The 22,488-nt window shown below is 58.7% G+C and carries 23 protein-coding genes and 3 pseudogenes; 12 read left to right on the forward strand and 14 right to left on the reverse strand.

The genetic code is table 11. The features are described from left to right. Positions 1–55: 55 nt before the first annotated feature. Genes NMA58_RS22625 through NMA58_RS22645 form a run of 5 tightly spaced genes read right to left on the reverse strand, consistent with a single transcriptional unit; the run spans position 56 to position 6,006 of the window. On the reverse strand, positions 56–1,570 hold the full coding sequence (locus NMA58_RS22625) for an ABC transporter substrate-binding protein (protein ID WP_221156686.1): 1,515 nt from the start codon (positions 1,568–1,570) through the stop codon (positions 56–58). Positions 1,571–1,589: 19 nt separating this feature from the next. Beyond that, positions 1,590–3,281 (reverse strand): dipeptide ABC transporter ATP-binding protein, encoded by a 1,692-nt coding sequence (locus tag NMA58_RS22630; protein WP_434714002.1) that lies wholly within the window; start codon positions 3,279–3,281, stop codon positions 1,590–1,592. Beyond that, positions 3,278–4,129, reverse strand: coding sequence for an ABC transporter permease (locus NMA58_RS22635; protein ID WP_183698247.1), 852 nt, complete (start codon positions 4,127–4,129; stop codon positions 3,278–3,280). Before NMA58_RS22635 ends, NMA58_RS22630 begins: the two co-directional genes overlap by 4 nt. Continuing rightward, a complete protein-coding gene (locus tag NMA58_RS22640) occupies positions 4,126–5,064 on the reverse strand; it encodes an ABC transporter permease (RefSeq protein WP_183698246.1) in 939 nt (312 codons plus the stop codon). The genes NMA58_RS22635 and NMA58_RS22640 overlap by 4 nt, the downstream gene beginning before the upstream one ends. A 51-nt stretch (positions 5,065–5,115) precedes the next feature. After that, a complete protein-coding gene (locus tag NMA58_RS22645) occupies positions 5,116–6,006 on the reverse strand; it encodes a proline iminopeptidase-family hydrolase (protein WP_434714003.1) in 891 nt (296 codons plus the stop codon). A gap of 127 nt (positions 6,007–6,133) precedes the next feature. Here NMA58_RS22645 and NMA58_RS22650 point away from each other — a divergent pair, with 127 nt between their 5' ends. Beyond that, positions 6,134–6,928, forward strand: a complete 795-nt coding sequence (locus NMA58_RS22650; protein WP_430957503.1) for a helix-turn-helix transcriptional regulator — start codon at positions 6,134–6,136, stop codon at positions 6,926–6,928. A gap of 62 nt (positions 6,929–6,990) precedes the next feature. Continuing rightward, positions 6,991–7,893, forward strand: coding sequence for a proline iminopeptidase-family hydrolase (locus NMA58_RS22655; protein WP_430957504.1), 903 nt, complete (start codon positions 6,991–6,993; stop codon positions 7,891–7,893). A gap of 21 nt (positions 7,894–7,914) precedes the next feature. Here NMA58_RS22655 and NMA58_RS22660 read toward each other — a convergent pair. Then, positions 7,915–8,055 (reverse strand): annotated as a pseudogene (locus tag NMA58_RS22660) (acetamidase/formamidase family protein); the annotation flags it as partial. 112 nt (positions 8,056–8,167) lie between these two features. Between NMA58_RS22660 and NMA58_RS22665 the strand changes: the two are divergent. Genes NMA58_RS22665 through NMA58_RS22685 form a run of 5 tightly spaced genes read left to right on the forward strand, consistent with a single transcriptional unit; the run spans position 8,168 to position 12,289 of the window. Next, positions 8,168–9,025: a transketolase gene (locus NMA58_RS22665; RefSeq protein WP_430957505.1), complete on the forward strand. Its 858-nt coding sequence runs from the start codon at positions 8,168–8,170 to the stop codon at positions 9,023–9,025. Beyond that, positions 9,018–10,007, forward strand: coding sequence for a transketolase family protein (locus NMA58_RS22670; RefSeq protein WP_430957506.1), 990 nt, complete (start codon positions 9,018–9,020; stop codon positions 10,005–10,007). Before NMA58_RS22665 ends, NMA58_RS22670 begins: the two co-directional genes overlap by 8 nt. Continuing rightward, positions 10,004–10,657 carry an acyl-ACP--UDP-N- acetylglucosamine O-acyltransferase gene (locus NMA58_RS22675; RefSeq protein WP_430957507.1) on the forward strand — a complete coding sequence of 218 codons (654 nt, stop codon included), beginning with the start codon at positions 10,004–10,006 and terminating at the stop codon, positions 10,655–10,657. Before NMA58_RS22670 ends, NMA58_RS22675 begins: the two co-directional genes overlap by 4 nt. A gap of 9 nt (positions 10,658–10,666) precedes the next feature. Continuing rightward, on the forward strand, positions 10,667–10,906 hold the full coding sequence (locus NMA58_RS22680) for an acyl carrier protein (RefSeq protein ID WP_126910946.1): 240 nt from the start codon (positions 10,667–10,669) through the stop codon (positions 10,904–10,906). Further along, positions 10,907–12,289, forward strand: coding sequence for an AMP-binding protein (locus tag NMA58_RS22685; protein ID WP_430957508.1), 1,383 nt, complete (start codon positions 10,907–10,909; stop codon positions 12,287–12,289). It begins immediately after the preceding gene. 111 nt (positions 12,290–12,400) lie between these two features. On the opposite strand, the gene NMA58_RS22690 is transcribed toward NMA58_RS22685, so the two are convergent. Continuing rightward, positions 12,401–13,285, reverse strand: coding sequence for a glycosyltransferase family 2 protein (locus tag NMA58_RS22690; RefSeq protein WP_430957509.1), 885 nt, complete (start codon positions 13,283–13,285; stop codon positions 12,401–12,403). A gap of 515 nt (positions 13,286–13,800) precedes the next feature. Here NMA58_RS22690 and NMA58_RS22695 point away from each other — a divergent pair. Beyond that, entirely contained in the window at positions 13,801–14,841 is a 1,041-nt protein-coding gene (locus tag NMA58_RS22695) for a long-chain fatty acid--CoA ligase (RefSeq protein WP_430957510.1), read from the forward strand. Next, complete coding sequence (locus tag NMA58_RS22700; protein WP_430957511.1) at positions 14,825–16,078, forward strand: acyl-CoA reductase; 1,254 nt, start codon at positions 14,825–14,827, stop codon at positions 16,076–16,078. The genes NMA58_RS22695 and NMA58_RS22700 overlap by 17 nt, the downstream gene beginning before the upstream one ends. Before the next feature lie 10 nt (positions 16,079–16,088). Here NMA58_RS22700 and NMA58_RS22705 read toward each other — a convergent pair whose 3' ends face one another. The 6 genes and pseudogenes from NMA58_RS22705 to NMA58_RS22730 all read right to left on the reverse strand — a co-directional run bounded on the left by NMA58_RS22705 (position 16,089) and on the right by NMA58_RS22730 (position 20,342). Further along, positions 16,089–16,814, reverse strand: a complete 726-nt coding sequence (locus tag NMA58_RS22705; protein WP_430957604.1) for an SDR family NAD(P)-dependent oxidoreductase — start codon at positions 16,812–16,814, stop codon at positions 16,089–16,091. Further along, positions 16,798–17,205 (reverse strand): hypothetical protein, encoded by a 408-nt coding sequence (locus tag NMA58_RS22710; RefSeq protein ID WP_430957512.1) that lies wholly within the window; start codon positions 17,203–17,205, stop codon positions 16,798–16,800. The genes NMA58_RS22705 and NMA58_RS22710 overlap by 17 nt, the downstream gene beginning before the upstream one ends. Next, on the reverse strand, positions 17,177–18,445 hold the full coding sequence (locus tag NMA58_RS22715; protein ID WP_430957605.1) for a GMC oxidoreductase: 1,269 nt from the start codon (positions 18,443–18,445) through the stop codon (positions 17,177–17,179). The genes NMA58_RS22710 and NMA58_RS22715 overlap by 29 nt, the downstream gene beginning before the upstream one ends. 240 nt (positions 18,446–18,685) lie before the next feature. Next, positions 18,686–18,769 (reverse strand): annotated as a pseudogene (locus NMA58_RS22720) (NAD(P)-binding protein); the annotation flags it as partial. Continuing rightward, positions 18,769–19,215, reverse strand: coding sequence for a 3-hydroxyacyl-ACP dehydratase FabZ (fabZ, locus tag NMA58_RS22725; RefSeq protein ID WP_430957606.1), 447 nt, complete (start codon positions 19,213–19,215; stop codon positions 18,769–18,771). The gene fabZ and the pseudogene NMA58_RS22720, both read right to left, overlap by 1 nt. 449 nt (positions 19,216–19,664) lie before the next feature. Further along, the gene (locus NMA58_RS22730) at positions 19,665–20,342 is read right to left on the reverse strand and encodes a class I SAM-dependent methyltransferase (RefSeq protein WP_434714006.1); all 678 of its coding nucleotides are present in this window, start codon (positions 20,340–20,342) and stop codon (positions 19,665–19,667) included. Positions 20,343–20,466: 124 nt separating this feature from the next. On the opposite strand from NMA58_RS22730, the pseudogene NMA58_RS22735 reads away from it, so the two are divergent. After that, positions 20,467–20,606 (forward strand): annotated as a pseudogene (locus tag NMA58_RS22735) (proline iminopeptidase-family hydrolase); the annotation flags it as partial. A gap of 21 nt (positions 20,607–20,627) precedes the next feature. Here the strand turns inward: NMA58_RS22735 and NMA58_RS22740 are convergent. After that, on the reverse strand, positions 20,628–21,539 hold the full coding sequence (locus NMA58_RS22740) for an acetamidase/formamidase family protein (protein WP_430957607.1): 912 nt from the start codon (positions 21,537–21,539) through the stop codon (positions 20,628–20,630). A gap of 234 nt (positions 21,540–21,773) precedes the next feature. Here NMA58_RS22740 and NMA58_RS22745 point away from each other — a divergent pair, with 234 nt between their 5' ends. Both NMA58_RS22745 and NMA58_RS22750 read left to right on the forward strand, forming a co-directional pair. After that, positions 21,774–22,028 carry a type II toxin-antitoxin system Phd/YefM family antitoxin gene (locus NMA58_RS22745; protein ID WP_285192417.1) on the forward strand — a complete coding sequence of 85 codons (255 nt, stop codon included), beginning with the start codon at positions 21,774–21,776 and terminating at the stop codon, positions 22,026–22,028. Then, complete coding sequence (locus NMA58_RS22750) at positions 22,025–22,447, forward strand: type II toxin-antitoxin system VapC family toxin (protein WP_430957514.1); 423 nt, start codon at positions 22,025–22,027, stop codon at positions 22,445–22,447. Before NMA58_RS22745 ends, NMA58_RS22750 begins: the two co-directional genes overlap by 4 nt. The last annotated feature ends 41 nt before the right edge of the window (positions 22,448–22,488 follow it).

Consider the following 22,488-nt stretch of genomic DNA (forward strand, 5'->3'; position numbering starts at 1 on the left):
ATGAACGAGGCTCCGCGGCCCTAAAGGCGGCGGAGCCTTTGCATGCTGCACGAACTCAGTTCTTGACCGTGTCTTCCAGAAAGAAGCGGCCGAGCGGGTTCTGGTGGAAGTTCTCGATATTCTTGCGCGAGACGTTGATGTAAGGGCTATAATAGAGGTCAATCCAGTTGACGTCGTCCTTGGCCATTTTCTGCAGATTTACATACATCTGTTCGCGCTTCTCGCGATCGAGCTCGAGACGCGCCTTGGCGACCAGTTCCTTCACTGCCTCGTTCTTGTAATTGGTTAAATAGTTGTTGTTGGAATCGTGGCCGAGGACGAAGGTGGTCTTCTGGTCCGGGTCGAGAATATCGTTGGTCCAGTAGTTAACTGAGATGTCATAGTCGCCGGCAACGAGCATATCCCATTCCTGGCTCGGGTCGACCTTCTGTAGATTGGCGGTGATGCCGGCCTTCTGTAGCTGCTGCTGGACCAAGACGGCCGTCTGCTCATCGACCTCGTCGCCGGCACGCACCACGTAATTCAGCGTCAGGTCGGAGGCTCCGGCAGCCGCCAGCAGCTCCTTCGCCTTTGCGGGATCATAGGGCCGCTGCAGGTTGTCGGCGTAGTAAAAAAGCGCACCCTTCGGAATGTAGGAATTGGCGACGGTGCCCTGGCCGAAGGTGACGGTGTCGACGATCGCCTTCTTGTCGATCGCAAGGTCCAAGGCCTGGCGAACTTCCTTCTTGCCGAGCGCGCCATGCGCGTGATTGATCAGCAGATGGTCCTCGCGTGTCGATGCGTCGATGGCGACATTCAGATTCGGATCCTTCTTCAGCTCTTCCACGCGGGAGAAGGGCACGAAAATCGCAGCGTCGAGCTCGCCGGCCTGAACGTTCAGCATGCGGGTATTGTCATCGGGCACCGAAATCCACTCGACGCCGTCGAGCTTGACGCGGTCGGCTTCCCAGAAATTCGGGTTTTTCTTGAGGATGACGCGGTCGCCGCGCCGCCATTCGTCGACCACGAAGGCACCGGATGCGATCGGCTTCTCGCCATAAGCATCGGGTCCCAGCGATTCCATGCCCTTCTTGGAAATGACCGAGGCATTGGGCAGCGCGAGCGTCGAGAGGAAAGGCGCGGACGGGTTCTTGAGCTTGATCGTCAGCGTATGCGCGTCGGTTGCGACCGCCGTGTCGATCACCTTGTAGGAATCGCTCCAGAGCGAGGCAGGGTCGTCACGGATGCGCAGCAGGCTGTAGGCCGCGTCTTCCGCCGTCAGAGGCGAACCGTCGGAAAATTTCGTGTCGCGGATCTTGAGCGTATAGGTCAGCCCGTCATCCGAGGCGGTCCAGCTTTCGGCAAGGCCCGGCTCCAGCTTGGTGCCTGTCTTGTCGACGCGGATCAGCACATCGTAGACATTCGAGAACACCCAGTTGTCGATGTTCTGGGCCGTCTTGATCGGATCGAATGTCGTCGAATCCTCGCGGCGTCCGATTGTGAGCACACCGGCGGCCTCGGCATAGCTCGCACTCAGCGTCAGGCCTGCGAGCATGGCGGCAAGCCCGATTGATTTCCACCTGTTTGTCATCAGTTCGTTCCCTTCTTTGTTATGACATTCGTTTGATCGACATGGATTGCGGTTCGTTCCAGCGGCCGGTGCCTTGCAGCAGCGGCTTGTCGGGATCGATGTCGGGAATGGCGGCGATCAGCGCCGCGGTATAGGCATGCTTCGGCCGCGCGAAGACCTCCTCGGTGCGGCCCTCCTCGACGATCTCGCCGCGATACATCACCACGACGCGTTCGCAGAGATTGCGCACGATCGCGAGATCGTGGGCGATGAAGATCAGCGTGAGGTTCATCGTCGCGGTGAGTTGGCGGAAAAGCTCGATGATCTGCGACTGGATGGTGACGTCGAGGGCGGCCACGCATTCGTCGGCGATGATCAGCTTCGGCTCGACGGCGAGCGCGCGGGCAATGCCGGCGCGCTGGCACTGGCCGCCGCTCATGCTGCGCGGCTTACGCTCGGCGAATTCGCGCTCGAGGCCGACAAGATCGAGCAACTCGCCGATCCGCGGCGCAATATCGGCGGCGGCGACCTTCCCCTGAACCTTCAGTACTTCGGCAAGCATCTGGCCGATTGTCAGCCGCGGGTTCAGTGCATTGTAGGGGTCCTGGAACACCATCGCCGTTTCGCGCCTGAGCTTTGCCAGGCCCGCGCTGCGCTGCTGCGCCAGGTCGATACCGTCGAAAGTGACGTGGCCGGCAGAAAGCGGCGTCAGCCCGAGGACGGCGCGAGCAAGCGTACTCTTGCCGCTGCCGGATTCACCGACGATGCCGATAGTCTCGCCTGGCATGATCCTCAGGCTGACGCCGGCAACGGCGCTGATCGTCTTGGCACTGCCGGGGAGCAAACTGCCCCCCGCTGTGAAGCGGACTTGGAGATCGTCGATTTCGAGCAATGCTCTGCTCGGCTGGCGAGCCTCGGCCTGCGGAGCGGCCGTCCCGCCTGACATGGAGGGGTGGCTGTCGATCAAGTTCATCGTGTAGGGATGCTGCGGCCGCGCAAGGATCGTCCGCTTCGGTCCCTCTTCGACAAGCTTGCCGCCGCGCATCACGGCGATGCGGTCGCAGGTCTGGGCGACGATGCCGAGATCGTGGGTGATGAGAATGATCGACAGGCCGCGCCGGTCGCGAATGTCGATCAGCAGCCGCAGGATCTGTGCCTGGATGGTGACGTCGAGCGCGGTCGTCGGCTCGTCGGCGATCAGGATCTTCGGGTTGCAGGACAGGGCGACACCGATCATCGCCCGCTGGCGCATGCCGCCGGAAAATTCATGCGGATAGCTGTCGTACTGACGGCCGGGTTCTGGAAAGCCGACCTGCGTGAGAATCTCCACCGCTTCTGCGCGAGCCTCGCGGGCGCCGAGGCCCTGATGGTAGCGGATGCCCTCGGCGATCTGGTCGCCGATCCGCATGACCGGATCGAGATGGCTGGTCGGGTTCTGGAAGATCATGCCGATCTCGCCGCCACGCACCTTCAGCATCTCGCCATCGTCGACCCGCATGAGATCGCGCCCCTCGAGCAGCACGGAACCGCTCTCAATCTTCAGCAGCGAGGAGGGCAGCAGGCGCACCAGCGAGCGGCAGAACAGGCTCTTGCCCGAGCCGCTCTCGCCGACGAGGCCGAGAATCTCACCGCGGCCGAGGTCGAGCGAGACCGCATCGATGAGCGTTCGCGGACCGGAATCGAGATGCGCCCTGACTGTGAGATCGCGGACGGACAGTACGGAGCCGCTCATTCGTGTACTCCCAGCAATTCGCCGAGCGCATCGCCGAGCATGCTGAAGCCAAAGGCGAGGCAGACGATGGAGAGGCCGGGAAACAGGGTGATCCACCAGGCCGTGGTGATGAAGCTCTGCCCTTCCGCGACCATGACACCCCATTCGGCGATCGGCGGCTGGACGCCGAGGCCGAGATAGCTGACGGCCGCGCCGCTCAGCAGCACCAGCGTCGCATCGGACATCGAAAAGACGATCGAGCCGGCAATCGCGTTCGGCAGCAAGTGCCGGAACATGATGCGCCTGCGGCTGAAGCCGAGGCTGACGGCGGCAACGGCGTAATCGCTGCCCTTCAGCACCAGCATCTGCGCCCGGATCAGTCTCGCATAGGAGACCCAGCCAACCAGCGCCATGGCGATGTAGAAGCTGCCGAGCCCGGGGCCAAGGATGGCGATGATCGAGAGCATCAGCACGAGAAAGGGAAAGGCAAGAATGATATCGACCAGACGCATGAACAGCGCATCCACGATCCCGCCGAAGAAGCCGGCGATCGTGCCGACCGTCGTGCCGATGACGAAGGGGAAGACGACGCCGATCAGCGCCATCTGCAGATCGATGCGCGCACCCCAGATGACGCGGGAAAGGATGTCACGGCCGAAATTGTCGGTGCCGAAGGGGTGAAGCAGCGAAGGCGCCTGCAGGCGCACCTCGGCATTCTGCATGATCGGGTCATAGGGCGCGATAAGAGGCGCCGTAAGCGCCAGCAGGATGAAGAACAGCAGCACACCGGCGCCGACGGCAAGCATCGGCCGCCGGCCGCGAAGGCGGCGCGAGCCAAGGGACGCGGGTGATGTCGCCTCGATGCTCATAGCTTCACCCTCGGATCGACGGCAACGGTGACGATATCGGCGACGAAGTTGATGAGCACGGTGGCGCAGGCAAAGACCATGGCGACACCCTGCACCACCATGTAATCGCGCGAGAAGATCGCCCTGACGAGGAGCTGGCCCATGCCGGGCAGCGCAAAGACGCTCTCGACCACAACCGTGCCTCCGATCAGCCAGCCGATGTTGACGGCGAGCAGATTGATCGTCGGCACCAGCGAGTTCGGCAGCACGTGCCGCCAGAAGACGATGCCTTCGGGCATGCCGCGGGCGCGCGCCGCCGTCGCGACATCCGATTTCAGCGCCTCAATCATTGCCGCCCGCAGGCTGCGCGTCAGCACGGTCGAGAGCGACAGCGCGACCGTCAGGCTCGGCAGCACAAGATGCGCAAGTTTGTCGCCGATGGCCACGCCGTAGCCCGAGACCGGCAGCAGGCCGAGCTCGACGCTGAACAGGATGATCAGCATCAGCCCCAGCCAGAAGGGTGGAAAGCCGATGCCGAAGGTCGAGACGATGCGCACCACATGGTCCGGCGCACGACCGGCATTGCGCGCGGCGATTGCCGCCATCGGTACCGCGATCAGCACCGACAGGATGACGCTGGCGGCCACGAGCGCGAGCGTCGGCTCGATGCGGGTCGCGATCAGTTTCAGCACGTCGATCTTGTAGAGGATCGATTTGCCCATCTCGCCATTGGCAAGGTTCTTGAGAAAATAGACATATTGCAGCCACATCGGCTGGTCGAGGCCGTATTGGGCACGGATATTGGCAAGTGCCTCAGGCGTCGCCCGCGTGCCGAGGATATTGCGTGCGGGATCGCCAGGGATCAGCCGAACCAGAATGAAGGTGATGACGCTGATGCCGAAAATGACCGGCAGGAACTGCAGCGGTCGGGTCAGAACGAATTTATAGCGATGCATGACGGCGCTCGCCCCTCTGTCTTCGTCCGGTTTGAGCCGCTTTCATTTGCATCAGGCTGCCTTGTGCCGGTCGAGGAAATCGAAAAGCGCCGGATAATAGTCCCCTGGGTTCTCGTAGAAGGGCATGTGACTGGCATTGGCGAACACCCGGAGCTCGGCATTTGGCAGCGCCAGCTTCATCCTCAGCGCGCAGGCCGGCGTCAGCTCATCATGCTCTCCCGTGGTGATCAGCACGGGCAACGTCAGCCGCGGCAGATCCGGGATGCGGTTCCAGTCCTTGAGGTTGCCGATGTAAAGAAACTCGTTCGGACCCTGCATCGTCGCATAAGGCGCCATGTTCCAGTCGTCGAGCGATCGGCGTATCGGCGCCGGCCATTCGGCCAGGCGGCAGACATGGCGGTAGTTGAGGATAGTGATGGCGGCGAGATATTCCGGATGATCGTACGTGCCCTGCGCCTCGTGCTTTTGCATCATCGACACCGTTTCCGGGCCAAGCGCTGCGCGCAGCCGTTCCAATTCCGAGATCAGATGCGGCATGTCGGCGACAGTATCCTCGAGAATCAGCGTCTTGAGGTTTTCGGGATAGGTCAGCGCATAGTCGATCGCCAGCCACCCGCCCCAGGAATGGCCAAGCATGTGGACCTTTCCGAGCCCGAGCGCCTTGCGCACCGTTTCGGTCTCCTCGACATAGCGGCCGATCGTCCAGAGCGACAGATCGTCCGGCCGGTCGGAGGCGCCGGTGCCGAGCTGGTCGAAGGCGACGACGCGGTAGCCCTTGTCGATCAGGCAGGAGTGGGCCTCGCGCAGGTAATCACAGGGCAGACCCGGACCGCCGTTCAGACAGAACACCGTCTCGTTGCCGGTCCCGAAGCTGTAGGCAACCACGCGATAGCCACCGACATCGATCTCAAATCGCGCGTCCGGCTGTATTTCACGCCACATTGATTGCTCCAGCAGAAATTTCCCTTGCTCAATATTTGGGCATGGTTAATTTTTTACCGGAAATCGCGTTCTATGCCAGCTATAAGAAGTGATAGGGTGGGGCGCACACCGAACCGGGGAACTGCTCATGCTTGATGATATCGGAACGATCAGACGGCAGTTTACAGCGCATGAAACGCTGGACGGGCGGATCGACCAGGCCTTCGAGGCGATGAAGCAGCTGGGCTTCGAGGCGCTGATCTACGATTATACGCCGGTGCCCTACGATCTCGACGGCGCGATCATGTTCCCGTCGCTGCTGAAGCTCCGGAACATCGCCGACGACATGCACGACTACTGGTTCGATCGCGGTTATTTCCGCATCGACCCGGTCCAGCAGGTGGCGCTGCGCAGCAGCGCGCCGTTCTTCTGGAATTACGACACGAATGCCGACACGCTGATCAACCGCTTCATGAGCGACGACACCGCACCGGTGACGCGCTATCTGCGCGAACGCGACATGTCGACCGGTGTCACCGTGCCGGTCCATATGCCGGGAGGCGATTATGCGACGGTCACCGGCATCCGTTTCCGCGGCGACCGCGATTTCGAACGGCATGCGTTGCGCGCTATCGCTGACTTCAACCTGCTTGCCCACGTCTTCCATGAGACCGCCTATTCGCTTTTCGACACCAAGGCTCGAAGCGTCGGCAGCATCCGCCTGACCGAGCGGGAGCGCGAATGCCTGCGCCATTCGGCGGAAGGCTATTCCGCCAAGGAAATCTCGCGCATCATCGGCCGTTCCGTCCCGACCGTGGTCATGCATCTCAACGCCGCGGCCAAAAAACTCGGCGCCCGCAATCGTACGCAGGCCGTCGTACGCGCCACCCATTACCGTCTGCTCGACGAGCGTGGCCGATCATTGCCACCCTATAACTTGTGATAGCTGCCTTCGCCGCTGACGCCACGTTATGGTTTCCAAACTTTCGAGGATTGGAGATGCCGGTGGCCGAAGTCGCAACAAGTGAAGCCTATCTGCCCTTTCGCGACTACCGCACCTGGTATCGCATCACCGGTTCTCTCCAGAGTGACAAGCTGCCGCTCGTCGTCGCCCACGGAGGGCCCGGCTGCACGCATGACTACGTCGATTCCTTCAAGGAAATCAGCGCCCTCGACGGCCGGCCGGTCATCCATTACGACCAGCTCGGCAACGGCAATTCCACCCGCCTTCCGGACAAAGGGCCGGATTTCTGGACGGTCGGCCTCTTCCTCGAAGAGCTCGACGCGCTGCTTGCCCATCTCGGCATCCAACATCGTTACGCCTTCCTGGGCCAGTCCTGGGGCGGCATGCTCGGCGCCGAACATGCGGTACGCCGGCCGCAGGGTCTGAAGGCGCTTGTCATCGCCAACTCGCCGGCCAACATGCACACCTGGGTTGCCGAGGCCAACCGGCTGCGGCAGGAACTGCCGGAAGAAGTCCAGGGCACGCTGCTGAAGCACGAACGGGCAGGAAGCCTTGCCGATCCGGACTATATCGCCGCCTCCCGCATCTTCTATGATCGCCATGTCTGCCGCGTGGCGCCATGGCCGCCTGAAGTGGCGCGGACCTTCGCCATCATGGACGAAGACAACACCGTCTATCGCAACATGAACGGCCCGACCGAATTCCACGTCATCGGAACGATGAAGGATTGGACGATCGAAGACAGGCTCGACCGCATCGAAGCACCGACGCTGCTGATCTCGGGCAAATATGACGAGGCGACGCCCCTCGTCGTCAGGCCCTATCTCGAACGCGTCCCCGGCTGCGAATGGGTGCTCTTCGAAAACTCCAGCCACATGCCGCATGTCGAGGAAAAGCAGCTTTGCCTGGCGACCGTTTCCCGCTTCCTGTCGCGGCATGACTGAGAACTGCACCATAACGATCGCCTATCGGCGAACCAGCCATTTCTTGGCGACCCGGCAGGCCATTGTATAGCCGGATCAAACGCACCACCTGAGCGAGCAGATGGCTGTCCGCTGCCCCAGGCCATAATCCGACGCGAGCCAGGTCAGCATTTCGCTGCTCGCAATCGAGCGACAACAGACCCGCACAAGCTTCAATTGGAAGGATCTGCAATGGGGTGGTTTGAGATGGACCATTCCGATCTAAAACCGCTTCCGAAAGATGCAAACTAGCCCGATGATCAATACAAGCTTCGAGGAGTCCTGCGCGCGGATTCGTCGTATAATCGTCGACACCGCGTTTCGGTGCGGACAGTCCGCGCATATCGGCGGCAGCCTGAGCATGGTAGAATTGCTGAATACGCTCTTCAGCGACGTGCTTACGCATCGCCCCCATCAACCTCAATGGGACGGCCGCGACATCTTCATTCTTAGCAAGGGCCATGCAGTGCTCGGCTATCTCGCGGTGCTGCATCACTTCGGATACTTCGATGCCGAAAAGCTTGCGACCTTTCAGACGAACGGCAGCGATTTGATCGCTCACCCGGTAAAGAATGTCGCGCTCGGCATCGAAAGCTCCAACGGCAGCTTGGGCCAGGGTCTTGCCTATGGCATGGGCGTCGCTCTTGGCATGCGCAAGCGCAAACAAGACCGTCGTGTTTATGTGCTTCTCGGCGACGGCGAGTGCAATGAAGGATCCGTCTGGGAGAGCGCCGCTTCCGCCTCGGAAATGGGCGTCGGCAACCTCACCGCGATCATTGATGAGAACGGGTTCCGCAACGACGGGCCGAATGTCACCTATACCAATAGAATTGCATTGACGAACATCTGGAGAGCTTTCGGCTGGAACGTCATCGATGTCGATGGCCACGATCACCCGCAGATCCTGTCGGCCCTCCAGCAGGCAAAGCAGGTCGCGGATATGCCGACCGCCATCGTCGCGCGTACCGTGAAGGGCAGGGGATTTCCATTCATGGAGAACAACAACGAGTGGCATCACAATCGCATCACGGGAACCATCTATGAAGAGTGCCTGAAGGCGCTCGGCGAGAGCACCGGGCCGGAGCTGGAAACGGAAGGAAAATTCCGTGGTTGAGTTGTTGAGCCGCAATGCACGCACATGGTCACGCCTCGGGCCGCGGGCCGTTTATGGCCAGGCGCTGGCAGCGCTTGCGACCGAAAACGAGAACATTATCGCCATGAGCGCCGATCTCGGCCGGTCTTCCGGTCTTGACCGCTTCTCCAAGGAATATCCGGACCAGTTCCTGAATACCGGCATTGCCGAGCAGAACATGGTGGGCTGCGCTGCCGGTCTCGCTCGCATGGGGTTCGATGTGTTCGCCTCGACTTTTGCGCCCTTTGCTTCAATGCGGGCAAGCGAACAGGTACGCATGAACATGGGTTATATGGGCGAGCCGGTGAAGCTCGTTGCACTTGGCAGCGGTCTGGCGATGGCTTATCTCGGCAACTCCCATTTCGGCCTGGAGGATGTCGCGGTCATGCGCACTGTGCCGGGCCTGACGATCATATCGCCTGCCGACTGCTCGGAAATTTACAAGACGTTGGAGGCTTGCGTCGGCTTCGACCAACCGGTCTATATCCGCCTGACCGGCACGCCCAATGCGCCGGTCGTCTATACGGAAGACTACACGTTCGAAATCGGCAAGGCCGTCTGGCTGACGCCACCACGGGAGGTGATGCTGATCTCGAGCGGCACCACGGTCGGGCATTGCCTTCTGGCCGCTGAAAAGCTGAAAGAAGCCGGTCTGGATGTCGGCGTCCTCAACATGCATACGATCAAGCCGCTGGATGCGGTCGCACTGGCTGACGTCGCCCGCCATGCCAGCACGGTTTTCGTCCTCGAGGAGCACACAACGGTCGGCGGTCTCGGCAGCGCAATTCTTGATCACTACAATGCCTTAGGAATGCCGTTTCCGCGCATCGTCACGCACGGCATTCCGGATCGGTTCGTCGAAGCTGGCGACTATGCCTTCATGCTGAAGGCTGCGCGCTTGGATGGCGAGGGTATCGCCGGTTTCGTGCAGGAAAAGTTACTGCAACAGGCAATCGAAGCATGAGTCTGGATCATTGGTACATCTACGGGGCAGGGGGCCTCGGCATTGAAACCATGGACATACTGCAATCGGCAATCCGTCGAGGCCTGCTGAATCCTCACCATTGTGCGTTCATCGTCGATCATCCGACGGCGACGGAAGTGCTCGGGTTTCCTGTCGTCGCCGTGGGCAATCACGTTCCCGGCGCCAAGGTGACGATCGCAGTCGGTGAACCTTTTGCCCGGAAAGCTCTCCTCGAGAAGGCGGAAGTGTTGGGCCTCGTGCTTCACTCGATCTTCTCACCCCATTCCTTCATTTCCGAGTATGCGGAGATTGCCGACGGCGTGATCGTCGCGCCGCATGTCTCCATTCAGGCGACGGCAAAGATCGGCCGAAACGTTGCCGTCAATACGGCTTCGATCCTTGGCCACGATGTTGTGGTAGAAGAAAACTGCGTCGTCTCATCCATGGTCAATCTGGGCGGCGGCACGCAAGTCGGGACGCTGAGTTATCTAGGCATGGGCGCACTCGTCAAGGAACGCGTGCAGATCGGACACTCTTCGATTGTCGGCATGGGCTCGGTTGTGCACACCGACATTCCGGATGAAGTCATTGCGCTGGGCAATCCCGCACGCGTCGTTCGCAGGAACGAAGATAAAAAAGTGTTCAAGTAGGAGCAAGACATGAGCAACAAAGAAAAATACGATGCCGCTTTCATCGAAACTTTCGGCATTGGCACCGAGGATTTGAGCGACGGCCTCCAGTATCAGAGCATCCGCGCTTGGGACTCGGTTGGCCACATGGCGCTTATCGCATCTCTTGAGGATACGTTCGACATCATGCTTGATATGGACGATGTGGTCGATTTCGGTTCCTACAAGACCGGTCTGAAGACGCTCGAGAAATACGGCGTGTCGTTCTGAATGTTCTGGCAAGGTCTCTCGGATGGCGCCGATGACAGGACGTTCCTGATCGCCGACGGACGCCGCTACAGCTACAACGACGTTTTCGGACTTGGAGATGCGCTCTTCGCAGAGGCCGACAGGGCGATCGTACTCATTCTCTGCGATCGGTCGCCCGAAACCGTTGCGGCCTATCTGGGAGCCTTGCGGAAAGGCCTCGTGCCCATGCTGGTCGACGGTGAATTGACCCGTCACTCGCTGGAACGCACCATTGGAGCCTATACCCCTCGTTACATCGTCGCCCCCGCAGAGATGACGCTGGAAGACTACGCGCCAAATGGGCGATTGGGCACAAGGGCTCTGTTCGAGCGATCGTCGGTCGTCAACACACCGCTGCATCAAGATCTTGCCTTGCTCATTCCCACCTCGGGTTCGACAGGCGACCCCAAATGCGTGCGGCTAACTTCCAACAATATCGATGCCTGCACGCGTTCGATCGTCGAATATCTCGGCATGACCGGAGAACGCATTACGGTCAGCCTTCTGCCATTTCATTACTCCTACGGGCTTTCCGTTCTCCACAACACGATATTCGCGCGCGCCTGCATGGTGTTGACTGATAAGTCCATCCTCGACAGGAGCATTTGGCAAATGATCGAAGAGGAGAGGGTTACCGATCTTGCTGGGGTGCCCTTCACGTTCGAAACATTGCGGCGCATTCGCCTGAGCGAGGCCTGTCTTGGCAATCTCGTCTGCGTGACCCAGGCCGGCGGGCGCCTGGCACCGGAACTGACCCGCCATTTCTGGCAGTATTTCGCCGACCATGACGTGCGTTATTTCACCATGTATGGCCAGACCGAGGCTGCCCCGCGCATTTCCTACGTTCCTCCTGACCAGGCGATGGAGAAGCTTGGAAGCGTCGGAATTCCACTGCCCGCCGGCCGAGCTTTGATCGCGGAAACTGGCGAGCCGATCGGCGAAGGTGAGCTTCTGTATGTTGGCCCCAACGTGTCGATGGGGTATGCGAGCTCCGCTCAAGACCTTGAAAAGGGCGACGAATTCCAGGGCAAACTTTATACCGGAGACTATGCCAAAATCGATGAGGACGGGTTCATCACGATCGTCGGCCGCAAGAAACGCTTCATCAAACTGCATGGAATTTCAGTCAATCTCGATCATGCGGAGTCAGTGCTGAAGTCCAGCGGGCTCGATTGCCTCGTCATCGGTGCCGAAAACCGGCTGATTGTCTGCACCAGAGAGCCGGACGCCGAGCGTGCGCAGACGGCGTTGAAAGACAACTTCAACTTCCACCCGTCTGTTGCAAGGGTTGTTGTCTCCGAAAACTTGCCGCTCACCTCCGCCGGAAAGCCGGACTACGTTACGCTATCCGAGCGTTTCCTGTAGAATCAAAGGCAGCAGAGCCGCCTCCGCTTTAGCTGCTTATTTTATGCATGCCGGTATCCCGGATACCGCTGCACACTTCCAGGCGAATATGTATTAGCCTGTCGGCAATGATCAGAGCCTCGCCAGCATGGCCTGCACTTCGACGATCCGAGCCCTCAACTGCGGATAAGCGTTCTGCCAGTAGCCGTAATGGTCGAGCAGCCGGCGCATTGAGATCGGCAGGTCCTCTCTCGACATATAGCCCTTTTCGAAGGCCATTTTCATCACTTCCTCATAGTAAAGAATACCGTTTATGAAGAGGGGATTTATCTCGTGATTGGAAGTCGAATTGGCATGCTGGCGGAAATAGGAAAGCGGATGCGGATGTCCGATGATCGGGCCGCGTTTGGCGAGATCGATCCATGCCGATAGATCAAGGATGCCGCGGAAGATCCCGTCCTCATCGACCCGAAACAGGCGGAATTCACCGTTCTCGTCGAAGCAATCTTCCTTTCGGAACATCACGCTGGAGAACTCGCCGATCAGGTTCATGTGATTGACAGCCGTCACACGGATGAAGGCGCCGCCGTCGATGACCTTTGTCTCGTCGGCAATGCCGAAGTGATTGACCAGCGACGTGATGCGGTTTGCCTCATTGATCAGATAACGCGGCGAGAAGGCGAGCCTCGTTCCGAGATGACGGCTCCCCTCCAGTGTCTCCAACAGGAACTGAACGCAGAATGGGTTGAGAATGTCATCGTCGAACAGAAACTTGATGTATTCGCCGTTCGCAAGATTGGCCAGCCGGATGACATTGGAAAACTCGCTCGGCTTAGGATTGCGACTATAAGAGAGATGTTGCTGGTATCGCTCGCAGATATTTGCGATTGCATCCGTTGGACAATCGTCTGAAACGATAATCTCCCTATCGCCATAGCTTTGCCCGATGGCACTCTTCAAGGCTTGCTCGAAGAAATCCGGCTTGTAGGCGGGGATGCAGATCGATACACGGGGCATTGCTACGTCCTTTTTGCAGTTGTCTTGCCCGTGAGCGTAGAAGCGGCAGGATGCCGGCGCGGCTGCAGGTTTCGGCGCTCGCAATTCCACAGCAAGAGATTCAAATCGATATTTGGCGACTGTCGATGGGCGGGAGGACCAGCAGGTTCAAATGCCCTGATTTCCTGCAATCGTCGCCGGCTTAACGCGCTTGTTGTCGAAGAGCGGCTAGCTGCGGCATTTTCCACGGGCGCCTCATTGAGGACGATACGGCGACCACTCGAAGCGCGTGAGATCATCGGCGGGCTGCATCTTTCGGAAGCGGTTTCTGTGCGGAAACGGCCCATCTCAAACCATCTCGCCGCCGATTTTTCCAACTCAACCTTGTGCGAGTCTTTTGCTCTCTTCCTCACGGCCGCGCACCCCGCGCGCAAGCCACGAGAAAGCTAAACCATCTAGTCTGCGGAGACAATCAAGGCCCGGTTTCCGCCTTGTGGCATGGCCACGGCAGCATGGGACAAAGAGGCTGAAACACGATGACCACGGACGACCAACGCGCCAATAATCCTGTTGTGTTCCTGAACGAAATCAATTTGTTGACCGAGCACCACAAGGCTTATTGCGATCTTTACAGCCAATATGTGCGCACCATGTTCGGCGACCGCACGGCGACTTCGCTCGCCGAAACGCCCTATCTGCCAGTCCGTGCTTTCAAGAATTTCATCCTGAAAAGCGTACCCGATAGTCAGGTCGTCAAAATCATGACCTCCTCCGGCACGACCGGACAGGTTTCCAGGATCTATCTCGACAAGGAAACGTCACACGCGCAATCGCGTAAGCTCGTCGAGGTTTTTTCGATCGCCTTCTCGAAAAGCCGCTTCCCGATGCTTGTCATCGATGCGGAGAACACTGTTGCCGACCGTCGGAAATTTTCCGCGCGCACGGCAGCGATCAACGGCTTCAGCATGTTCTCAAGAGGGCGCGACTTCGCGCTCGACGACGAACTTTCCGTCGACATCGATCGCGTGCAGGCCTTCGTCGAAAGCAATCGCGACAACCGCATCTTCATCTTCGGTTTCACCTCTATCGTCTGGCTGAACTTTGTTCAGATGCTGCGCCGCCAGAACGTGCGGCTCGATCTGTCAAACGGTTTCCTGCTGCATGGCGGCGGATGGAAGAAACTCGCCGATCAGAAAATCTCGGATGCGATGTTCAAAGACGAGGTCCGCGAATGGACGGGCTGTACCGACATACGGAATTATTACGGCATGGTCGAGCAAACGGGTACGATCTTCATGGAGTGCGAACACGGCAATATGCATGCCGCACCCGGCTCGGACGCTATCATTCGCGATACTTCGTCGCTCGATGCGCTCCCACACGGGCGGGAAGGCCTGATCCAGGTCTTTTCTTCCATTCAGAAGAGCTATCCGGGTCACTCGTTGCTGACCGAAGATGTCGGCTTCACGCTCGACGGCGCATCCTGTTCCTGTGGCAATCGAAACACGATTGTAAAAATCAAGGGCCGGCTGCAGAAGGCGGAAATTCGAGGATGCAGCGATGCCTATAATTCGTGACGACAGGTTCGAAGCGGGCGACTGGCTGAAGCAATTCGATCTTTCGTCACGCTACCCATTCTTCGATGAGCTGGTTGTCAATTTTCTGCATGAGCTTTCCCGCCGTCTGATGAAGGACAACGATGCCCGGCATTATCCGGACCTAGTTACCTTCGCCTATTTCTGCCGCAAGGCAAATCTGCGGACACTCTCGCAGCAATATCGAGATGCAGGATATCGCAGTGGATGGGGTACCGTGGCCCATATCGCGCCATCAAATATTCCCGTCAATTTCGCCTTCTCGTTGGTCTTCGGCATGCTGTCCGGCAATTCGAACATCGTGCGCGTGCCGAGCAAAGCGTTTCCACAGACCGATATCTTCTTGCGGGCATTCGACGGCGTTGCAGCGTCGGAAATATTCCGATCGGTCGCAGTTGGCAATGTATTCATCCAGACGGTGCGGGGAAGTGCCAGGCTCAAGGAGATCGTCGCAGCGATTGATGGCCTGACGGTTTGGGGAGGCGACGCGACCGTCGCCGAATTCCGCTCGCTGCCGAAGAAGCCCAGATCGGTCGAGCTTTATTTTCCGGACCGTACATCGTCGGCCGCGATCGACGCCAATGCCTATTGCGCGCTTCAGGCGGAAGAGAAGACGAAACTGGCGCGAGATTTCTTCAACGACACCTATCTGGTCGCCCAGAATGCCTGCTCCTCGCCAAGTCTGATCTTCTGGCTCGGCGAGCCGGCCACGATCGCAAAAGCCAAGGTCGATTTCTGGCATCATCTCGACGAAGAGCTCCATCGTCAGGATTTTCATCTGGATACCGTCGCACGACTGGACAAGTTTCTCGACCTGATGGATGCAATCCGCACGACCGGGGGAACCCTGCCTCTCAGCCGCTATTCGCCTGATATCTGGTGTATCGGCCAACCCTTGCCGAAGGAAACACGGCTGCGCTTCGGCCAGTTTGCGGAAATTGAAGTAGGGGCGCCTTCCGATATCGCCGCGTTTCTTCGTCCGCAGGAACAGACCCTGACCTATTTCGGACTGCAACCGCAGGCGCTCTTCCTCGCTCTACGGTCGGGTTCTGCCAATCACGCAATCGACCGCATCGTCCCTATCGGCAAGGCGCTCGATATCAATCCCTTCTGGGACGGCAAGGATATTCTGTCGCTTTTATCCCGGCGTGTCGAAATAGTTGAAGGGCGCGAGAACGTAGCAATATCCGCAACGGCCTCAGCGAGTTCCAAGAACTGAGCGGTTCAGCTCAATGCAGTCCTCTGTCCAGCCGCAGGATCTGTCCCGTCATCTTCGATGACGCGTCGGACACCAGATAGGCGACAAGTTCGGCGACGTCGGCCACTTCGACCACTCCCTGCAATCGCGAACGCTCGTCCAACGCTGTTCTTGCTTTTTCGTCCATTTGGACAGCCATCTCGGTCTCAACCACCGCGGGCGCAATGGCATTGACGCGAATTCCGAATGGCCCCAGCTCGGTCGCCATTACCTTTGTGGCGTGGATCAGCGCCGCTTTGCTGCCACCATAAGCGAGCGTTCCCGCGTCTGAAAGCAGTCCGGCGGTCGATGCGATATTGACAATGGAGCCCGCCTTTGCCCGCACCATTCTCTTCGCCACATATTGAGAAAACAGAATCTGGTTGAAGTAATTGACGTCGAATACCCGTTTCAAATCCTCAATCCGAGCCATCGAAAACAGTCCGCCGGCAGCGACACCGGCGCAATTCACCAGCGCATCGATGCGCTGGTATTGCCGGTGAAGTGCCTGTGCACATTCCTTCACCGAATCCGGGTCGGCAAGATCGAGGTGGAAGAAGTGGACATCGCCTTCATTCCCGGTCGGAAGCGCGGGAGACGGATGGCGACTGCAGGCGGCGACTGAAAAACCGTCGCCGACCAGCTTCCGAACAACGCCGAGACCTATACCTCTGCTGCCGCCTGTTACGACCGCAACGCGTTCAGGATCGTTCGGCATCTGCAAGCCCTCCGCAATTGGCGATCACCGGTTCCAGGAGATCATAGTCGATATCGTCCATTACGGTCCGGTTCGGGAAAAGCGGAACCGGTTTGCCGGTGAGTGCCCTCGCGACGGCCGGCGTCGAAAAATAGAGGGCCACCGCTTGCTCTGTGAAATGGTCAACCAGATCTGGTGCACCACTTCGCAGCGCCTTGAGCAAGGCATTGACGTCCTCAGGCCATGGGGCCTCCGTCTCCTTCAGAATTAAGGCATCAATCTCGTCGAGACCGGCAAGCCGCTCTCCGAGGCGCGCGTCCGCGATTGCATCGAATGCCGGGACCGATCTTTCGGGCTCACCGGGAAACATTCTTGCCAGCAGTTTATAGGATGGTCTGTCTGACACGTTCATCGATGCGATCCGAAAGGAGAAGGGCAACTGCCTGGATGGTATTGGCAGGATTAACGCAGGAACCGGTAACGAAGACGCTGGAGTCGATGACGTAGAGGTTGTCGGTATCGTGAACTTTTCCCGATGGATCGACGACGGAGTGCCGCGGATCGTCGCCCATCCGCGCGGTTCCGAGCAAATGCCAGCCGGTGTTGCGGACCGGGCCGTAGGCTGAGCTTCTCGCGGCTCCCGCCGCCGCCATGAGTTCGCGCCCGCGGGTCATGCCGCGCACCATCATCTTTTTCGTATTTTCGTGCAGCTTGTAGTGAACCTTGATGCCCGGATCTCCGAAACGATCCTGTCGTGTTTCGTCCAGCTCGATCCTATTCTCCACCTCCGGCAGATCTTCGCAGATGATCGCCACAACGAGCTGCTTGCCATAAAGCGCATCGAAATCGCCATAGATGTCGCTCCCGAAACGCAGCTTGCGTTTGCCGAGCGCTGACATCGCCGTCTCGACAGGCCCGGTGCCCCGCAATGCGTGCATCATATAACCAAGCTTGTATCCCGCTTCTTGCGAACGGTAAAACTGCAGGCTGTAAAGCATGCACCCCTGCGGGCCGGCGTCCGTGTCCATCCGCTCGGCGAAGATGCCTTCCACGTAACCAAGCGGATGGATCATCAGATTTCGGCCAACGAGACCCATCATATTGCCGATCCCTGTCGGGCGCTCGGCATTCCTCGAATTGAGGAGAATGCGCGGCGTACCGATAGCACTCGAAGCAAGGATGACGTTCTCAGCGAGAAACGCATGGCGCTCGCCGCTTGCATCAAAACCCTCGACGCCGTAAGCCACACCGTCCTTGACGAGGACGCGCGACACAGCGAATTCGGGAACAATCGTCAGTCCTTCCCTCAAGGCATCCGTCAGATAGGTATTGTCGGCACTCGCCTTGGCCCCTTGCGGGCAGCCCGTGTTGCAAGGGCCAAGATTGAGACAGGCGCCGCGCCCGCCTTTGTCCCGCGTGGCGATTGCGGCAAAGCTTGGCCACCAGTGCCAGCCTTTTTCATTAAACGCCCGGCCGAGCCGGGCGCCCGCCACGCCAAGCGGCACAGGAGGAAGCGCCTCCTCGATATCCGGATAATAGGGATCGCCGACGAGACCGGACATGCCCATCTGCCGTTCGTTCAATGTGAAATACGGCATCAGCTCGGCATAGCTCAGCGGCCAGTCCTGCCCGACGCCTTCATTGGTCTTCAACGCGAAATCGGGTGCAAGAAACCGTGGAAAATGACCGGAATACAACACCGTTGAACCACCAACCGCGTTGAAGTTGCATACCGCAATCGGGGAATCTGCGTCATCAACCGGGTAATCGAAACGGTTTTGCCGTTCTGCAATTGCTGGATTAAACTCCGCCTTCTTTCGGATCTCCCAGTCCGGGCCCGTGGATGGGTAGCTGGAGGCCTCCATTCGCGGGCCGCGATCAAGGCACAACACCCGATATCCCTTCGACGTCAACCGCCAGGCCGCTGCCGCTCCCGCTGCCCCGGCTCCGACGATGATGAAGTGGAAACGGTCCATTACTTCGGAAGAAACTGTTCTAGGATGTCCGGTATCGTAATCAACATATCGGCCTCGCAGGCGATAGTGCCGTTGGTATAACCCGTCGCGTGACCCTTACATATGCCGCGTCGCCAGCTGTCGACGTAAGCCTCGATCTGCAGGCACTCTCCCGGCAGAACTTCCTTGCGAAACCGCACTGTATGCTGAAGCGCATGTGTGATCATTCCCTTCAGCCCTTCCTGCGTGGTGATCGCGACCGTGAGCATCTGCGCCATCGCCTCGAGCTGCAGCGCGCCGGGCATGTTCGGACGACCGGGAAAGTGAATAGGAAAATACCACTCGTTGTTGGAGAGGTTCTTGTAGCCCTTTGCATGTTTACCTGGCTCGACGTCGGTGACGCAGTCGATCATCAGGAAAGGATATCGATTTGGCTGATAATCCTTCAGCGCCTCCCCGTTCAACATGAATCCCAATGTTCTTACTCCTGCTCTTTGTCGGACAGCTAAAGCAAATTCGGCAGCACGATCCTGGAAACGCAATGTCCATGGATCGCACTCGCGAAGTTGAGGCGTACTGCGACTTAACAAGCCAACCCTGCCGCAGGCTTGCGCAAAACCCCGCCCAACTTGCGCGGCGAAAGCGCCTGGCGAGCGATCCGCATTGGGGCCCAGCTATCAGCTCGATAGCTTCATGACCCGGACGGCAGCCGGCAAATGATCATGGTGGAATGATCGCACCTCCTAACACATCCGCCCGAAAATCGGAATCGATTTTCGGGCGGATGTGTAGATTCAAGGCGTTAGAAGCATCCTTCGTGCGTCCGAAAGGCTAAGGGTCCCTTGCCAAGGCAACTCACGAAAGCTGGCCGAGGGTCAAGACAGAATGCTCGCCAGCGCTCGAGAAGCGCGGAATTTCACGCGCCCTTTCGCTTTCGCAGGACATAGCTGCTCTCGTACTCCGGCAATTGACCCAAAACATCATAAGCTTCGAATAAGCCCGCTGCATTTAATCTATCTACGGCGGGTCCTACTTCCGGTGAATGGGCAAAATCTCCGTAGTCGTCGAAGACGACATACCCGCCAGGTACAACAAATCGCTCATAAAGGAGGAAATCTGCCCATACGTTCTCGCTCGTATGACCGCCATCGATATGCAAAATCTTGAACCGTTTGGAAGCCTGAAGCGTGCGCTCGATGGCATTCTGCGAGTAGCCTCTTACCAAAATGCAGGTTCTATAGAGAGCGTTGCGAAAATAATCGACTTCTTGAAGCTGTCCCGGCAATTCGAATGGATCGATTCCAACGAGTTTTGTCGACGGTGACGAAAGCCTTTGCATAAAGGCGAGAGACTTGCCTTTCCAGACGCCAATCTCGACGATGTCTCCCTCGGTCGAGGCCACGTCGATACAGAGAAATCCCAAAAGCTTGACGTAAGAATGAAAGGACAATTCTGTACGCGACATGTACTTGACCGGCATGGCGGCATAAGCTGCGGCAAAATCTGTCCCCAGCTGGTCCCATTCATTGTCGATACGTGCCCGTATTGCAGGATTCGTCATCAGCGTTATTAGACTATCCATTGCCCCGTCCATGATTGGCCTGCCAGATTTTGTTGTCTTTCCCTATCAACCGAGGGACCCAACCCACCATTCCTTCGATGTGTTATTGCTCTGATTCTGTCAATATGGATTGCCCCCATTTCGCCGGACAGGTCGGCTGTTGATAGCCGGCACACCGCTGGTAGTCAGTTCCGGCTGCGAATGGATGCCGTTCGAAAATTCCAGCCACATGCCGCATGTCGAGGAAAAGCAGCTTTGCCTGGCGACCGTTTCCAGTTCCTGTCACGGCACGACTGAGAACTGCACCATAACGATCGCCTATCGGCGAACCAGCCATTTCTTGGCGACCCGACAAGCCATCGTATAGGCCGGGTCAAAGACGTTGCCGACGTCGTAACGCACCACCTGGCCGAGCAGATGGCTGGCCGCCGTCCTGTCCAGCCCGTAATCCGACGCCAGCCAGTTCAACATCTCGCTCGTCGCATGCTGAAGCGCCTGATCGAGAGGCCGGGCATTGCCGATGGTGAAAATGTCTTCAGCGGTTTCTCCGCGTGGCCAGACCAGGCCGGCCTTCTTTTCCACCGTCAGCCGCACCGTAACCTCGAAAGTGGTCTCGACGCCGGTGCCGACGATCTCGCCATCTCCTTGCGCGGCATGGCAGTCGCCCAGAAAGAAAAGGGCACCCGGCGCCGATACCGGCAATCGAACGGTCGTGCCCGGACCCAACAGGCGATAATCCATGTTGCCGCCATATTCACCACTGGTCGCCGTCGAGATCGCCTGGCCGAGGCTGGGCGCAACGCCGAAACAGCCGATCATCGGCGCAAGAGGCAGAACGAAATTATCGAGGCCGGAGACCGGCTCGGACAATCGGACCGTCAATGCTTCGCGGTCGATCGCCCAGATCGCCATATCGCGCGGCGGCAGGTCGCGAACCGTCTCCGGATCGATGACATTGGCCGCGACGATGCTGCGGGTAAAACCAGTGTCCCTTGTCGGGATCATGCTGATGATCTCGACCTTCAGCGCATCTCCGGGCTCCGCGCCTTCCACGAAGATCGGGCCGTTCATCGGGTTGGGACCGGATGTCCGCCGGATGCCGTCCTTGTCATAGCCGATGGCGTCGAGCGTCTCAGTGACCACGGTATCGCCGTCAGCGACACGCAAGGCGGGCGGAAGAGAGCCGATGACATTGTGAAAAATCGTCGGAATGAAGCGGTGAGTGGTCATGAGAATACGGCTCTCGCTTGTTTCGAATACCATCAGCTCGCGGCTGGGCTGCCGGGCTGAGAAGCGAGACTAGATCAGAGATGATGTGGAAGCCAATATCCCGACATCGCTCGCGTAACCCCGCATCGATTCGCGATCGTGACCCGACGTCTCCTGCCGCGAAACGGTCGGCTGATCTTGCCTTTCATTCTCCGAATGCTATATGTAGGTAAGTGCCTACATCAGAGGTGGATTATGAGCGTGACACGTCTTTCCAGCCGCGAACTAAATCACGACGTGAGCAGGGCAAAGAAGGCGGCGCAAAATGGTCCGGTCATCATCACGGATCGCGGGAAGCCATCCCACGTGTTGATGACCTATGACGAATTCGAGCGGCTAACCGGCAAGCCTCGCAGTCTCGTCGATGCTCTCTCCATGCCAGGCCTCTCGAATATCGATTTCGACCTGCCTCGTGTTGAGATCGCCCCCCGAGGAATCGATCTATCTTGAAATATCTGCTGGACACCAATGTTGTTTCCGAACTTCGCAAGGTCGGAGACGGCATGGCCGATGCCAATGTGGTCGCATGGGCTGGAGCGCAAGATGCAACAGGCCTATGCATCTCCTCCATGACGATCCTGGAATTGGAACGTGGAATACTCGGCGTACAGCGCCGCGATGCGGCGCAAGGCGCTCGTCTGCGTGCGTGGCTGGAAAATCTGGTTCGACCAGCATTCGCCGACCGTATCCTATCGATCGACGATGCGGTCGCGACCCGCTGCGCGCATCTGCATGTTCCAGACCGGCGCAATGAAGCCGATGCCTTGGTTGCCGCGACCGCCCTGGTTCACGGCCTGACCGTCGTTACCCGCAATGTCCGGGGTTTCGAAGGCATGGGCATTATCGTGCTGGATCCGTGGCAAGATTGATCTCCCCGCCGAAACGCAGAAGTGGCGCCCGTTTCTTTGCG

It is taken from the genome of Rhizobium sp. YTUHZ045, from assembly GCF_051124255.1.
Classification (GTDB): domain Bacteria; phylum Pseudomonadota; class Alphaproteobacteria; order Rhizobiales; family Rhizobiaceae; genus Rhizobium.